The sequence below is a fragment of the Sphingobacterium sp. B16(2022) genome (genome assembly GCF_012030425.1).
In the GTDB taxonomy this organism is placed as follows: Bacteria; Bacteroidota; Bacteroidia; order Sphingobacteriales; family Sphingobacteriaceae; genus Sphingobacterium; species Sphingobacterium anhuiense.
In genome coordinates this window covers 401154-416134 of sequence record NZ_JAAUVN010000001.1, presented here as the reverse complement: position 1 = coordinate 416134, position 14981 = coordinate 401154, and the positions used below count along the sequence as shown (strand labels likewise).

The 14981-nt window shown below is 34.5% G+C and carries 14 protein-coding genes; 9 read left to right on the top strand and 5 right to left on the bottom strand.

Annotated elements, in window-relative coordinates:
• From HCX49_RS01955 to HCX49_RS01945, 3 genes are all read right to left on the bottom strand, one after another.
• Complete coding sequence (locus tag HCX49_RS01955; protein ID WP_168125971.1) at positions 1-1356, bottom strand: RagB/SusD family nutrient uptake outer membrane protein; 1356 nt, start codon at positions 1354-1356, stop codon at positions 1-3.
• Positions 1357-1366: 10 nt separating this feature from the next.
• Positions 1367-4714: a SusC/RagA family TonB-linked outer membrane protein gene (locus HCX49_RS01950; RefSeq protein ID WP_168125970.1), complete on the bottom strand. Its 3348-nt coding sequence runs from the start codon at positions 4712-4714 to the stop codon at positions 1367-1369.
• Positions 4715-4822: 108 nt separating this feature from the next.
• Positions 4823-5518 carry a hypothetical protein gene (locus HCX49_RS01945; protein WP_168125969.1) on the bottom strand — a complete coding sequence of 232 codons (696 nt, stop codon included), beginning with the start codon at positions 5516-5518 and terminating at the stop codon, positions 4823-4825.
• A gap of 547 nt (positions 5519-6065) precedes the next feature.
• Here HCX49_RS01945 and HCX49_RS01940 point away from each other — a divergent pair.
• From HCX49_RS01940 to HCX49_RS01900, 9 genes are all read left to right on the top strand, one after another.
• Positions 6066-6260 carry a hypothetical protein gene (locus HCX49_RS01940; RefSeq protein ID WP_168125968.1) on the top strand — a complete coding sequence of 65 codons (195 nt, stop codon included), beginning with the start codon at positions 6066-6068 and terminating at the stop codon, positions 6258-6260.
• A gap of 223 nt (positions 6261-6483) precedes the next feature.
• Positions 6484-6882, top strand: a complete 399-nt coding sequence (locus HCX49_RS01935) for a helix-turn-helix domain-containing protein (protein ID WP_168125967.1) — start codon at positions 6484-6486, stop codon at positions 6880-6882.
• A 10-nt stretch (positions 6883-6892) separates the two neighbouring features.
• Entirely contained in the window at positions 6893-7357 is a 465-nt protein-coding gene (locus HCX49_RS01930; RefSeq protein ID WP_168125966.1) for a thermonuclease family protein, read from the top strand.
• A gap of 61 nt (positions 7358-7418) precedes the next feature.
• Positions 7419-8003, top strand: a complete 585-nt coding sequence (locus tag HCX49_RS01925) for a hypothetical protein (RefSeq protein WP_168125965.1) — start codon at positions 7419-7421, stop codon at positions 8001-8003.
• 118 nt (positions 8004-8121) lie between these two features.
• On the top strand, positions 8122-8997 hold the full coding sequence (locus tag HCX49_RS01920; protein ID WP_168125964.1) for a YDG/SRA domain-containing protein: 876 nt from the start codon (positions 8122-8124) through the stop codon (positions 8995-8997).
• Complete coding sequence (locus tag HCX49_RS01915) at positions 8984-9385, top strand: (deoxy)nucleoside triphosphate pyrophosphohydrolase (protein WP_168125963.1); 402 nt, start codon at positions 8984-8986, stop codon at positions 9383-9385. The genes HCX49_RS01920 and HCX49_RS01915 overlap by 14 nt, the downstream gene beginning before the upstream one ends.
• 35 nt (positions 9386-9420) lie before the next feature.
• On the top strand, positions 9421-10449 hold the full coding sequence (locus tag HCX49_RS01910) for an HNH endonuclease domain-containing protein (RefSeq protein ID WP_206368146.1): 1029 nt from the start codon (positions 9421-9423) through the stop codon (positions 10447-10449).
• 11 nt (positions 10450-10460) lie between these two features.
• Positions 10461-11081: a hypothetical protein gene (locus HCX49_RS01905; protein WP_168125962.1), complete on the top strand. Its 621-nt coding sequence runs from the start codon at positions 10461-10463 to the stop codon at positions 11079-11081.
• A gap of 48 nt (positions 11082-11129) precedes the next feature.
• Positions 11130-11501, top strand: coding sequence for an HIT family protein (locus tag HCX49_RS01900; protein WP_206368144.1), 372 nt, complete (start codon positions 11130-11132; stop codon positions 11499-11501).
• Between the two features lie 200 nt (positions 11502-11701).
• On the opposite strand, the gene HCX49_RS01895 is transcribed toward HCX49_RS01900, so the two are convergent.
• Positions 11702-11995, bottom strand: coding sequence for a hypothetical protein (locus HCX49_RS01895; protein WP_168125961.1), 294 nt, complete (start codon positions 11993-11995; stop codon positions 11702-11704).
• 53 nt (positions 11996-12048) lie between these two features.
• The gene (locus HCX49_RS01890) at positions 12049-14889 is read right to left on the bottom strand and encodes a DEAD/DEAH box helicase family protein (RefSeq protein WP_168125960.1); all 2841 of its coding nucleotides are present in this window, start codon (positions 14887-14889) and stop codon (positions 12049-12051) included.
• Positions 14890-14981: the final 92 nt, after the last annotated feature.

Here is a 14981-nt window from a genome sequence, read left to right as displayed (position 1 = left end):
TTAGCGTTTATTTTGTGGTATTCCTGATTCTGATATTACTAAATCTGGAATTAAGTGTGCATATTTTAAACTATTCGGTTCAAGTGTATAGTTTTGTCCATCTATATTACGTTTTAAGGTTTTTCGGAACCGCTCATCTTGATTTAATCTCCGAAGATCAGACCACCTTCTACCTCTGAAAACCAATTCCTTTCTACGCTCCTGTAAAACAATTCTTAAAAGCAGATCAGGATCATTCTCCGTTACTGCAACAAAAAACACTGGATCAATCCGATTTTTCAAAAGTGTATTAAGATCTCGCAGTCCTTGACCTATATTATTTGTTCGCACAGCCGATTCGGCCCGGATCAGATAAACTTCGCTAGTTGTAAGACCTACAAAAGGTGTTGTTACCGAATTATCGTAAGATCCTTTGAATGCATAGGTGCCGACATCAAATGAATTGGGTTTAAAATACACCGTCTTCCTGTAATCATGCACATCATAACTCTGGTAGAGATCTGGAGCAATACGCGCAAATGATTGTCCCAAGGGGCTACTAAATATACTTATCGCTGGAAATAAGACCTCAATGTTAAACCTTGGAATAGGTAGAGATGCAGATGCTTTGAGATCTTTATAATTCAGCAGATCAGACTTTAAATTTAAACAAGAATCTGCATAAGCATAGGCATTATCATAATCTTGCATATCTAGATATACTCTAGCCAGCCCTGCATAAGCAGCCGCTTTGGCAGGTCTTCCTTTTAAAGTTTCGACCACAGGTAGATAGCGAATCGCATGTTTATAATCTACCACAATTTGCGTATAGGTAGCAGCTAAATTGCTGCGCGATGACTTATAATCAAGATCTGGACTCAGACGCAATGGAATTCCCAATTCTGATTCTGCAGTTCCGGCTTGATAAGGCATTGTAAAAACAGAAGCAATTTGATGGAAAGCAAATGCCCTAAAAAAATGTGCCGCGCCGAGCGTTTTCTCGTACTTTACTTTATCATTATTTTGATCCAAATGACTTAATATGGACAGAATCTGATTACTCAGATAAACAGTTTTATAAGGATTTTGCCAATGGGTATTTAATGTCATAAATTCAAGTGACCAGTTGTATGTATGCTGTTCATCAAAATTTGATAATGATTTCCAATCTGAGGTATTCAGATAGTAATCATCTGCGGCGACCTCTCCCAATGTAGGGTAACCAGTATTCATAGCACTGTAATCGTTGAGTAGCAATTCGCAATGCTCCAACGTTTTTGGAATAGCCATTTTCTGATCAGGCTTGAGATCTAGATAATCGGAACAGGAACTGCTCATGATTATGACAAGTAGAAGGTAAATTATTGAGTATTTCATGATTCCAGATTTATAGGTTAAAATTAAGGCCTAACGATAATGACAAAGGTTCAGGAATGGAATTGCCATATTCGGGGTCTAGCCCGAGTTTATTCGCACGCCATATAACTCCCAAATTTTGGGCATATGCATATATTCGCATATTTTTAAGACCTATTTTTTGTAATTGACTGAAAGTGTAGCTTAATTGTAGATCACGCCATTTAATCTGCCCAGCTGACTCGACCAGTGCGGCCGATTGACGGTAAAATTCACTAGCATAAAAATTATTAGGGTATGTAAATGCCGGCACATTGGATTTCAACTCATCTCCAGATTGCTTCCACCGCAGCGCATAGTCTGCGTGTCCTACTCCAGATTCAATAAAAGCATCATTGCTAAAGGAAGATCTCATAAATTTATGACCAAGCTGATAAGAGATATTAAAAGATAGATCTAGATTTTTATAAACGAAACCATTTCGGAAAGAACCGAAATACTTTGGACGTAAAGTACCATGATTCTGAAGATCGTCAATTGTGCTCCGATTAACTATTGTACCATAGTCATCCGATATCTCACCCGCCACGTAGCCTCTTGGCTTACCTGTTTCAGGATCCAAGCCAGCCCATTTATAGGTCAGTAAACTATATAGATCCATCCCCTCTATCGGTGTGAGCAACATACCATATGCACCGGTTATGTAATCCTTCCCTCTGGTGTTGCTGACATATGATTTGGCCACTTTAGTTCTGTTATAAGCGAAGACAAGATTAGAGCTCCATGTAAATAGCTTTGTTTTAATATTAACACTATTCAAAGAGAGATCTACACCTCGTCCATCTAAATTGGAACTGTTAATGTTCAGTGAACTATATCCTGTTGTTGGATCAATGCGTGAGCTTGCTATTAAATCCTTAGGGCGTTTGACATAGTACTCTACACTGCCCGATATCCTATTAATGAAAGAAAAGTCCAATCCCAAATTAAAAATTCCTACACGTTCCCATCGTAAACTGGGATTTGGTGGCGACTGCATACTCGCATACGACTGACCTGTATTAAAATGTGGGGATGATTGAATATTGATAATCGGATAAGCTGAAGTACTATTGTTCACATTACCATTATATCCATAAGTCGCTCGTAATTTTAAAAGTTGAACAGCATTATTATTTATGAAAGCTTCGTTAGACAATAGCCATGCCCCTCCAAATGACCAAAAAGGCTGGCCACGATCATTAGTTTTTACACCGAATAAATTAGAAGCGTCCTTACGGATACTCCCACTTATGGTATACCGTTTATTATAGGTATAAGATCCATTTGCGAAGTACGAAGTAAACCGATTGGTATATTTTTCAATTTCCGAAAAATCATATATTGCGGTCATTCCAGCAATCCCATTTAATGCGGGCATCATCACATCGTAAATTACATTTTTATAAGTTAGATTTTCTGGATCATATCCCCACAGTATGTTAGTCATCGCTTCACTCTGAATTTCTCTGATTTCAAACCCAGCGATTGCATTGACACTATGTAATTGACCAAAATCTTTATTAAAATTTAGCTGAAGCCTTCCTTGATTCGTAGCATTATAGCGATCCGTTTTATAAAGATTATCACCCACTGGTAGATTCCATATCACCTTATTATTGTCCCATGATGCCCGATAGTTGATATCCCCTCGGTGTCGGCTTGATCCCATTCCCATCCACGTCTCTTGAGGTTGGCTTGCATGCTGAAAAGCGTATAAAAGAGAAGCACTTAATTCGGGTAATATCTGATAAGCACCTTTAATATTTAAGAATGTTTCCTTAATATTGGTCATTACATGAGTATCATTCAATTCTGCTAATGGTCGATATTTCCAGTCCAAAAGCCTCCCTCCGGCTACAGTATCACGAAATATTGGATTAAATCCGATCGCATCCACTACTAAGGGATTACCCTGATCATCTGCCATTCGCATATATGGAAAGTTTCCCACTCCTCTGCCCATCGCATTATATCCGATCATATTAGCCGCAGCATTTTTACGCTGCGAATTAGTGTAAGTAACTCCTAAATCTAAAGTCAAATTTTTAACAGGACGCAGCTGTGTGTTATTCTTTGCTGTGAAGCGCTTATAAGAAGAAGTAACCAGATTATCCAAATTTTTATCATACCCTATAGAAAAAGAAGTATTGATCTTTTCAGATCCACCACTTAATTGTACATTATATTGTTGGTTTACTGATTTTCTATAGATGTACTTGTTAAAATCATCACGCATATCGATTCCTCTCAATAAATCCAATTGCATATTCAAGTCACCTTCATTCAAATCACCCTCTTTATGTCTTTTGAGCAATTGAATTACTGGTGTTAAATTGATTGAAAAATCATACATACGGCTATCCCAATAGCCTTTGTCGAAAAGATCCTTTTCCAGATTTATATAATCTGACGTATTCATCTGCGGATAGTAATAAAGATCAGGTTTGTTTCCAACAGTCACATTACTATTCACTGATAACTGAAAAGGTTGATTATATTCTCCGCGTTTTGTAGTTATTACGATTACACCATTGCCAGATTGAGCTCCCCATATTGAGGATGCTGCGGCATCTTTCAGTACAGTAACATTTTCAATGTCATTAGGATTAATATTCATGAAATAACCGTTCAACATATCAAAATTATTTTGATATGGAATACCATCAATTACTACTAAAGGCCAGACATTTGATCGCATTGTGCTCAATCCTCTTATGTTTATCCCTAAAAGTTTACCTTTATTTTCAGGAAATACCTTTAGAGAAGATATACTCGGCACCACATCCTCTAGCCTACTCACAAAATCGGTAGACACCTTCCTATTGAAAAGCTTATTATCGACAAACTCAAAACTTCCAGTTGCTCGTTCTTTTGGAATCTTCTGGTATCCAGTCGACACCACCTCCACTTCGTCAAGCTTATTATCCTCAGGTATCAATTTTACGATTATTGATACTCCTGAGGTATAATTGATTTCTTGGCTTTTGTAGCCGACATAGGTAAACTTCACCAATCCTTTCAGACTCTCGACCGAAAGACTGAAAGTACCATCTTTCTTGGTGGAGGTTCTAGCCTTTTCGGCTTCGACTCGGACCGATACACCATCTAATGGTTTGTTATCTACAGCAGATACGACAGTACCGCGCAATACATGATTCATAGGCCCATCAGCCCCGCTGTCCTTGCGGGGCGTCTGAGCACTACTCAACATATGAAAGGTCATGAATAAGCACATTAAAAGCACCTTACTGATCAGCAGTATATCTGCACCTCGTGGCTTGCATAGCTTCCGGAGATATCCCCAGAGCTTGTTTATATATATTATATATGTGTTCATTGTTGTTAATTTTTGGATAAAGCTCCCCCTTTCACCATTTCTTGCCGAGGGTTGACCAGGTCGTCAATGTATCCCTCGGAAGAATCGGCGTCCACAGGTAGTGAAACTTTATTTAATTCTTTCTAATATGAATTCTTGATTCTTTTCTACTGCAGCTTTAGCTTTTATGATCAGCATCAGCTGTTCCTCCCATAGCAATTCGACAGACTCGCCACGAATGGTCAGTACTTTTCTGCTGTCTTTGACAATGGTGAGTTTTTCAACCCGTACATCAATCCCAAAATGCTCATTCAGATCATTCAATATCCTTTGGCAATATTCTTCCCGTTCTGTCCGTGCTGGTACAGTCAGTTCATAGCAGTAAGTCGATATATGATCACCTTTATACTTGGGTAAAAACTGTTCACTGTGGTCTCCGAGTATCAGTATCTGATCGGTCGGAAATTTTGCTGGCAGCCCCAGTGCAAATAGATAGATCTCATAAATAGCCATATTGATCAGTGAGATCCGAAGCACATCGGTACTGTCATTTCGAACCACTGAGCTAAAAGAATCTGAAGGTTCTAATAAGCGTATCATCAACGAGTAATAGCGCTGCGGCGGTCGTTCCTGCATCAGATATTTCATCGCCGACTGCTTGGAGCTCTGAGTAGATGATGACTCAGGCTTCTTAAAAAATCGTTCTGGTAAAAGTGTTATCATAGTTCGTTTTTTGATAACGGGGACCGGATTTTCACTCAAATACGAAAACATTTCTTCCTCTCGGGATAGTACATAACTTTCCCCTTTGCAAGTTTTTTGCATTTTTTTAAGGTTTAAATTGGCTCCCTTACACCCTACCCGATTGGACATAACTTGGGCATTAAGGAAACCAGGTTAAAAAAATAAAGAATGAAAATGCAATTATATAGTCTTCGTCAATTGGTTATTTGTAGTCTCCGCTATTGCATAATTTGGATTAAAGAACAAAACCGACTTTTATAATATTAATGTATTACGATAAAATATTAACGAACATCATTTGCTTTACTAAAGGAAAGATTGTACTTTTAAAGTATCAAGTTGAAAAGTAGGCCTCCGATCCTCTTTTTGTTGGAGCATATAATTGTGCACTAATAAAATAAAAGTCGGTAACATAAAACCATTCAGTAATGGTACGAAGCTGATAATAACCGATCAAGAGCTCGCATTTTTTAGTATCAGGTATGGTCATCACACCATGCTTTCTACTATCTGCGCACCTTTTGATTTGGTACTAGTTTCCCCTAACCTATTTGGCAATATGTTTTTTATTAGCGAGCTATTGTGGCGCTCGAATAACGTTCTTTAAAAGTTTTAAATAAGCAAACCGATGACTGTAATCCTGGATTATGTCGTTAATGGTTCTTGTGGTGGTTTTAATTCGTTGCATCATAATTTAAAGGTTATGGAACGAAGTTACTCTAAAAAGAAAATTATGGAGAATGCCAATAGGCAGACCTCTATGCTTAACCTTTTTTCGGCCGCCAGACCGTCTTCAATTCTAAAAGAATATCAGAATCCTTAAGACTGACAAGAGGTCGCCATACTGGACTTATATGTAAAAATACAATTAATCCAGTTAACAGGCGAACTCAAGGTCAACTCGCGGATTTATTCTGGCGGAATGGGCGAGCAAACTTCATTTAGAGGAATCGAAAAAAAGGACTCCCTAAGTAATTCGCATATAATACTATACAAATATAATAAAATTTAAACACAAACCAACATGTTGGTTTAAAAAATATTTTATGAACACATTTACTTTGATAATTGAATATGAAATATCTCATTTAGATTATTTATTCATACAACACATTAAGTCATTAAGGGACAAGAAAGGGTGGTCACAAAAAGAACTTAGTGAAAAAATGGGTGTAACATCAAGTTTTGTCGGGAATGTTGAGAATTTAAACGAAAGACATAAATACTCGGTAAGACATATTGCCCTATTATCTAAAGCATTTAATTACAAGTCGCCATCAAGATTATTTGACTTTCCTTCTCCAGAATATGATGAAGTGAAGTTGAGAGTAAAAGTTACTAAGGAGAATTACACTAGTATTAAAGATGGTAAAGAAATTAAAAAATCTCGTGTAATATCATCTGAATTATTAGATATTATTCCTACTAAGGATTTTATAACTTAAGAAACCTATAATGAAAAACTATTTCATTATTGTATTTTTTCTTCTGCCCTTGTACCTTATCTCACAAACGAGAAAAGGAAAAGTCGTTCGAGTTGCTGATGGAGATACAATAACTATCCTCGATTCTACAAATACACAATTAAGAGTAAGACTATATGGAGTTGATGCGCCAGAGAAAGGGCAAGATTTTTCGAATGTCGCAAAACAATTTATCTCAGATTTATGCTTTTCTAAAATTGTATCAATAGATATTAAAGATATAGATAGATATGGCAGAACAGTTGGTATTGTTTGGACAGCTGATAGCACAAATCTCAATCTGGAATTGTTAAGATCTGGTCTAGCATGGCATTATAAGATATTCGATAATTCCGATGATTTTGCTCAAGCTGAGCACTTAGCACGGATAAATAAGGTTGGACTCTGGAGAGAACCTAATGCTGCTCCTCCTTGGGAATTCAGGAGAAAAAAGTAAAGTTTCAAAACAATGATAAGTAATAAGCTTTTAAATATTTCAAACTAAACAATTTCTATCCATGACCATCAAAGAGAGATTTATAGCTAAAAGTAAGAAGTTTAGGCTCTATTTTCAGCTTACTGAGGATCAAATTGACCTGCTATTGTTAGGTAAAAACTTAGTTTATAAGGGAGTTGAATCACAGCATCATATCTTAACATTAGAAATGATGGAAAAATATCCCTTAATCTATGGATTGGATTGGCACACATTTGAAGAAGATACAGCCACTTATCCGTTATGGGATGAGCTGCCAGAAGCAACAAAAAAAATAATTCTAGATACACCTTATACTGCTGCGGATGATGTTGGAAAGGATGGTTTAAAAAATACAGCTAGTTATATAATTCTTGCTATTAAACATCTAAATGTGGGCACACAATTTTCAGAATCAGAAATCATGAGATGCCTCCCCTATCCATTAAACAAAGGTGTTACGATTTACCAAACTAGTGGATTGCTAAAAGGTGCGTTTAAGAAATTAAGGAGATCAAGAAAATTTAAGGATGAAAAGGGCAATGATGTTATTGATCCTCTGTATCAGATTCACAAACCTATAGACGAACACTTAATAGGAAAGGCTAAAAGGAAGTTAGAAAAATAGATTAATGGTTGCGAAACAAATTCTAAATATTCGAATCTGGTCTTGATCAGCATTATAATTTATCAAGTAGTCAGATGAATTTCCTCAAGTGGATCATTTAGAATGAAATAAATAAAATATGGCAGATTATATATTTGGAGAAATTCCTGACATTAATGAAAATGACACCTTTAAAGATAGAAAAGCTTTAAGAGAGGCAAAAATTCATTTAGTGCTTCAAGCCGGGATTGATGGTAACAAAAATGTTGGATCACCATCAATTGTACTTTCTGGAGGATATGAAGATGATCAAGATTTAGGTGATGAAATAATATATACCGGACATGGCGGAAAAGACCAAAATACTAGAAAACAGATAGCAGATCAATCATGGGATTCACCAGGAAATGCTGCACTGCTAAAAAGTCAGCACGAAGGCTTGCCAGTAAGAGTTAGTAGAGGAAGTTTACATAAATCTAAATACTCTCCAAAATCAGGATATACATATGCAGGTCTGTATAGTGTAGTTGACTCCTGGGAGGAAATAGGAAGAAGTGGCTTTAAGATTTGCAGATTTAAATTAATATACAGCGGCACTAATAATAATAGAAATACGGCAGAAGAAGTTGAAGTTAGATATTCTACTGAATCCACGAAAAGAAAAGAAAGTACAATCTTAAGAATAGTTCGAGATTCAAAAATCGCACATAACATTAAAAAGTTATATGATTTCAAATGTCAAGTGTGTAATATTTCAATCCCTACTAAAACAGGAAATTATGCTGAAGGAGCCCACATCAAGCCCTTAGGAATACCGCACAACGGTCACGATAGTTCCGATAATTTGATCTGCTTATGCCCTAACCATCATGTTATGTTTGATAAAGGAATCTTCTCCATTAATGATGATCTAACCTTAAGTGGTGCCGTTTCAGGTGAACTCACTGTACATACCAAACATGATCTAAACAAAGAAAATCTTAAATATCACAGAGATACTCATGGCTATAACTAAAGTATTATGCGGTCTTATTATAAAGGACAATCAAATTTTAATTTGCCGTAGAAAGCCTGAAAAATCTTTAGGTGGGTATTGGGAGTTTCCAGGAGGAAAACTGGAGGATGATGAAACTTATGAGGCATGCTTAGCTAGAGAACTACAAGAGGAACTAGATTTGAGGGTGACAGTTAAAAATCATTTTAAAACAGTCATCCATCAGTACGATCTAAAGACAATTGAACTGATATCCTATCGCTGCGAAACTGAAGATGCTGTAATCAAATTAGTGGATCATGATCAAATAGAATGGATAGCAATAGAAGATTTACTAAAGTGGGAATTGGCTCCAGCTGATGTTCCTATTGCAGAGGGATTAATAGAATCGTTTCGCAAATCTCAATAATCAAACCTAAACCTTTCTTAAAGATATCACTTTATATGTTGACTAAATTTCAAATCAATGACCCTAGTCTTGAATCGCAATGGCGGGCTCTTATACTGTTTGGTAAAAACTCTGCAACATATAAGTTTGCCTTTGCTAAAGCCATAATAGAACTATTAGAGCAAAATAATACGACTCTTACGTTAGAAGATCTGGCAAGTCCATTTGCACGAAATATTATTGAACATCTGAAGAAAAGTGATAAGCAAGGAAACTCTTCGTCAAGTAAATTTTTAAATACTTGTAGAGATTTTATTGAAGGTAAGCTGAGCGAAGATCAGTTGATCCAAACAACAACAAAATTAGGGTTTGTCAACGTGGTGGATGCTTTTCAAAACGTTAATGGAGGTATCATCACTGATCCATTTTATCACAAAAACTACCTAGAAGGCAAAAAGGAAATTATGCTAACTGATAATATCTTTAAACTAAAAGAAGCTGTACAATTTATCAACTTAGATCAAGAGGTAGACGCACGCTGGAATCTTGTAGAGACAGCATGGAACCTTCAAATCAATCCTAATTTGCTTGAAGTAAAGCATGATGCGCTAAAGCAAGAACTCTATATTGAATCGGATTTCATGCGCCGCATCAGTATGACTACTGTGAGAGATGCTTTAAGCGGATATCAAAAAGGGAAATGTTTCTATTCATACCAAGACATATTTGTGAATGCAGGATCTCCACAGATCTGTGCTGTGGACCATTTCCTCCCACATTTGAATAAAAAAGCACATTCGGTCGAGGAAGCAAATATCAATGGTGTGTGGAACTTAGTTTTAGCGGATCCAAAAATCAATACTGCTAAAAGTGCAAAAGTACCTCATCGTCGGTTTTTAGAACGATTGTATAATCGTAATGAGTTCTACATAGAAAGTAAACATCCTCTCGCAGAAACAATCGTTAATCAAACAGGGAAAACAAAGGAGAGGAGGCGCTTGTTTCTTCAACAACAATACAACGTAGCACTCTCCCACTCCATTCACGAGTGGACGCCCAGTATTGAAATACCGGGTACATTTTAATACTTTTGAATATGCAAGGAATCAAAATAATACTTCTCTTCATCGCATTAATGCTGACTGGATCAAACATGATCTATGCACAGGAAGATACAGCTTTAAACAGTGCACTAGAAAAGATAATACAAGCATCTTTAACTGGTAATAATCAAGAGATCATGCGTTACACAGCTCCTCGCTTAATTAAAGCCCTGGGTGGCGAAGAAAGTGCATTAAAACTATTTAACGAAACATTAGCAAGTCGTAAGGACAATGACACTACGAGAATAGATACAGTAATAAATTATAATAAAATGGATCCTATTCAGCTGGGTTCCATATACTTCAAATTCATTCCTCAATTAATAGTAATGAGTATTCCTGACAAGGAAAAGAAGATGATTGCAGTTACTAATATAATGGCCATAAAAGAAGATGAAAATTCCAATTGGAAATTTATAGATACAAATAATATTGGCGACGAAGAGCTAGATATTATACTACCTGAATTTAAAGATAAAATAAAGATTCCCAGGGCGACAAGTGAACCTATTATTATTCACAAGAATGAAGTTTCAGAAACAGTACAAAATTTGTTAGAAATAATTGATGAAGCTGTTAAAGGAGAAGCAAAGAAAAGTGTCTCTTTTCAATAACCCTTCAAAATTTCAGTATTATTTGATTCTATTTTAAAACTTCAAACTATGAGTATTAATAATTTTCTAGAATTACCATTAGACAAACATATTGGACAGACAGAACATTTCTTTTTGATCCGAGATGGATTTCCTGTTTCTCCTGGTCACACATTGATCATCAGTAAGCAACTACGTAAAGATTATTTTCAGTTAACGCAGGATGAGAAAATAGATCTAGATAATGCTATACTCTTAGCGAAATCACTAATAGAAACCGAATCAACACCAGATGGCTATAATATCGGTATGAACTGCGGAGAAAACGCTGGTCAAACTGTTTTTCACTTCCACTGCCACCTCATCCCCCGCTTCGCTGGCGACATGGGAAACCCTCGAGGTGGTGTTAGACATGTTATACCTGGTAAGGGAAGTTATTAAGATTTTTTCATATGAAAAAATTTACATATTATAAAGATTTATGTGTATTAATAAATTAAAGAATCTATCTAAAAAAGCATTAAATAAAAAATCAAGTGTTCTTTAGAACACTTGATTTTTTATTTAAAAGCGCGGAATATTATGTTCATCAATCTAACAGATTTATTTGAATATAAGGCTTTAAATATAAAGAACGTCTACTAAATGAATCCATTATCTTCCAAAAAAGTAGCTCCCTCAGGTGTTATTCTAAAACCTTCATTTTCTTCTGTAGCATAACCGTTCTTAACAAAAGTTTTATGAGATTTCAAATTTCTTACAATTTGTGTATATTTTTCATCATTTCTATTTATAAGAGGTCTTACATCTTCAGAATCTAAAGAAAATTGATTTGCGATCTCATCAATAAGAGCAGAAGTAGAGATGTATCCTTGATCTCCTTTAATCATAGCTATCAGTGCAGGTACAACTAGTTGGTTTTCGCTTAAAGGCATATAATTTGTATTTTTAATATTAACTTTTACCAAGTTAAACAATTGCAATTAAATTACAAAGAAACTTCTAAATTATCATTAATACTTTTATTAAATTCATTCACCATTGTTGCATTAAATAATGGTAATCCAACTAATCGATAATCTCTATTCTCTATTTGTAATACGTTAGCTTTACCATATTTATCGGTGATTTCTTTTAAAAAACATTCTTTCCATCCTTCTTTACTCTGATCAAACGACCCTGATGAATCTTTGAATTGTGATCCTTTTGGTTCAATGAAAACTTGATAATATAAATTTTCACTTTTCTGTTTTAAAAACAAAAGAAAATCGGGCATAAAACCATTTCCATCTTTAAAATCATATATTTTATATACCTCTTCATTTCTTACCAAATATACATTCTCGTATTTTTCCTTAAACTTCTCGACTGTATCAATAATAAATTGAATCAATGCTTGCTCCTCTGATGTTCCTTGAAAATGATTTAATGCATACCAATCTTTAGTTAATAAAGTATTTTCGTACATCCTATTTCGATCATCTTCTATCACTGCAACAGCTTTTGTTTTCTCAAAATAATATTTAAATGGTCTTGGTTTAAACTCACTACCATTAAATGGATGGATTTCTTTTTTCCATTCTATTATAAATTGTTCGAAAAAACGTAAAAAAGCTTTGACTAGAATCTTTGGATCTACATCAAATAAGCTTTCGTAGGTATTAGGTAAATATAAGGTAATATAGAACTTACCTAAAAAAGTGTCATTCCACAAATCATCGATAGAGCTAATTTGAAGTTCTTGTTTTAATTTATCAAAGCGGAGTAAAGAATTCTCTTTTTTAGCTACTTGATTATATGCTTTTAAAATAATATGTTTTAAATCATCATTAACAAATTCCGAGAATTTCTTTTTAACTGGTTTCTTATCTTCATTACCTTGCTGATGACGAATTTCATCATTTTTACCTTCATCAAATATTACTTTTTGAGCGGTATAATCATACGCAGGAATAGTATATTGGAAATGAAAATCCTTATACACATCATCTAAAGTGGATTTTCTGCGATTAGGGTTTTCCACCTTTTCATTTGCAAAGATTTGCAATGTATGATAGAAAGAGTTTTTATCATTTTTAATTTCTTCCTTTATATCAAAATGCTTAATAACCTTTTTATCATCTATGAAAAGTTTTTGATTTTTTAACTCAGATTTCAACTCATTAATATACCTTTCATCTTTATCCGAATGAAAATAAAATTCTTCTAAAACACGTAGAGGATGATTTAACTCCTTATCAAATTTACGTTTATTCACCTCTAAATCATTATAAAAAAAGGGATTGTAGCGGACACCTCGACCAATTAATTGCACTTCTGAAACCGTACTAGCTCCTATATTACCTTTATTACTACCACCCGTATTTTGGCCTTCGTACATACGAACAATATCATACAGATTAAGTACATCCCAACCCTGCGTTAAACGTTTACATGTAAATATTGCAGTGATAGGGTTTTTTTTGTCTTCTAGGCTATTTAGTAATCGATCCTGGTCATAAGTTGTCTTTTCTTCTCCTTTACGACCTGTGGCTGTTTTGTCGTTAGAATGGGTAACTATGCAATTATTCTCTTTAAATGTAGTTTTTATGTAATTGATTATTATTTGAAATGAGCCTAAATACTTATTATTTACAATACGAACAATATCTACAATTCTGCTTTGGCCAATCTCGTATAATTTTTGAGCCTGTTCCACTTGAACAGCTTTCAAAAACAAAAAATCACTGTCAGAGATATTATCTACTATTTCACGGAAATACAGATAATCTTCTTGCACATTACCGTCTAATTTAATGTCAGAAAACTTACTTCTGAAAAGAATTACTGGTTTAAAGTTTTTAAGTCCATATTCTAACGCTAAATGATTGCGATACCAATTAAATAGTAAAGCTTGTAGTATTCTTTGTTTTTTATCGAAATTTGAAGACACCAAATTAATTTCTTTAGTATATCCAGCCTTTAAAAATTCTGGTAAATCAAATTTGATGATGATTTTATTTTTGTATTTATCTGAAACCTGGATATCTTTTGGAATAGTTGCCGTAAATTCTAATAAAACATTATTATTGGTATAAGCTTTTATACCTTCTTTGTTTAACAATTTACTTGTTACGGTATTCTCCCAACTACGTTCTACATCTTCAGCTTTTGCTCCTTCCCTAAGCTCCTTAAATTCAACTATATCCGCTTGTGTATTTTTTCTCTTTTTGGTATCAGCATTAAAACTGTGTGCTTCATCGGCTAACAATACCAAATCACGCTTTTGTAAATCATCTAAAAATATATCATTTTCACGAACTACATACATAGCGTTATGTAATTTATGAATTGAAGTAAATATAATTTCAATATAATCTATAGTTGGATTATCCAAAGTCGTTCCATCAACGTAAGGTGAAAAATTATCAACTTTTTTAACATCAATAGTTTTATCATCAATAACAATTGGATTGGCAAACAAATATTTATGATGTGACGCGTCGGTAAGATTATCCTCTGTTTTCCCAACGATATTATTCTGATCCACAAAAAAAATAAAATTTCTGTAGCCCTGCTTGTAATAATATAAAATCATAGCAGCCAGCACTAAAGTTTTACCTGTCCCTGTAGCCATATTGAACATATAATGAGATGCAGTACATGGGCTTTCTATTCGTTTTATGTTTTGCATATCAAGAAAATTCAATAAAGCATCCCTTTGCCATTTGAATAACGTAAAACGTAAATTTGAAGTTATATATTCGGGAATATCTGCAAATGATAATCGATATTCTCTTAATTTATCACTAATAGTATCGTAAAGATATTTATCTGGAAATAATGTCATTACTTTTTCTTTTTGGTATTGGTATATTTCGACATTTTATCAAAGTAAAAACAAATTTTTTGTATTTTGTCGGACACATGATATTTATTGAA

Excerpts from the sequence above, each read along its gene's own strand:
- HCX49_RS01950 (WP_168125970.1), bottom strand. The coding sequence starts at position 4,714 with ATGAACACATATATAATATATATAAACAAGCTCTGGGGATATCTCCGG.
- HCX49_RS01930 (WP_168125966.1), top strand. The coding sequence starts at position 6,893 with ATGAAAAACTATTTCATTATTGTATTTTTTCTTCTGCCCTTGTACCTT.
- HCX49_RS01915 (WP_168125963.1), top strand. The coding sequence starts at position 8,984 with ATGGCTATAACTAAAGTATTATGCGGTCTTATTATAAAGGACAATCAA.
- HCX49_RS01925 (WP_168125965.1), top strand. The coding sequence starts at position 7,419 with ATGACCATCAAAGAGAGATTTATAGCTAAAAGTAAGAAGTTTAGGCTC.
- HCX49_RS01900 (WP_206368144.1), top strand. The coding sequence starts at position 11,130 with ATGAGTATTAATAATTTTCTAGAATTACCATTAGACAAACATATTGGA.
- HCX49_RS01945 (WP_168125969.1), bottom strand. The coding sequence starts at position 5,518 with ATGCAAAAAACTTGCAAAGGGGAAAGTTATGTACTATCCCGAGAGGAA.
- HCX49_RS01940 (WP_168125968.1), top strand. The coding sequence starts at position 6,066 with ATGACTGTAATCCTGGATTATGTCGTTAATGGTTCTTGTGGTGGTTTT.
- HCX49_RS01910 (WP_206368146.1), top strand. The coding sequence starts at position 9,421 with ATGTTGACTAAATTTCAAATCAATGACCCTAGTCTTGAATCGCAATGG.
- HCX49_RS01955 (WP_168125971.1), bottom strand. The coding sequence starts at position 1,356 with ATGAAATACTCAATAATTTACCTTCTACTTGTCATAATCATGAGCAGT.
- HCX49_RS01895 (WP_168125961.1), bottom strand. The coding sequence starts at position 11,995 with ATGCCTTTAAGCGAAAACCAACTAGTTGTACCTGCACTGATAGCTATG.
- HCX49_RS01905 (WP_168125962.1), top strand. The coding sequence starts at position 10,461 with ATGCAAGGAATCAAAATAATACTTCTCTTCATCGCATTAATGCTGACT.
- HCX49_RS01890 (WP_168125960.1), bottom strand. The coding sequence starts at position 14,889 with ATGACATTATTTCCAGATAAATATCTTTACGATACTATTAGTGATAAA.
- HCX49_RS01920 (WP_168125964.1), top strand. The coding sequence starts at position 8,122 with ATGGCAGATTATATATTTGGAGAAATTCCTGACATTAATGAAAATGAC.
- HCX49_RS01935 (WP_168125967.1), top strand. The coding sequence starts at position 6,484 with ATGAACACATTTACTTTGATAATTGAATATGAAATATCTCATTTAGAT.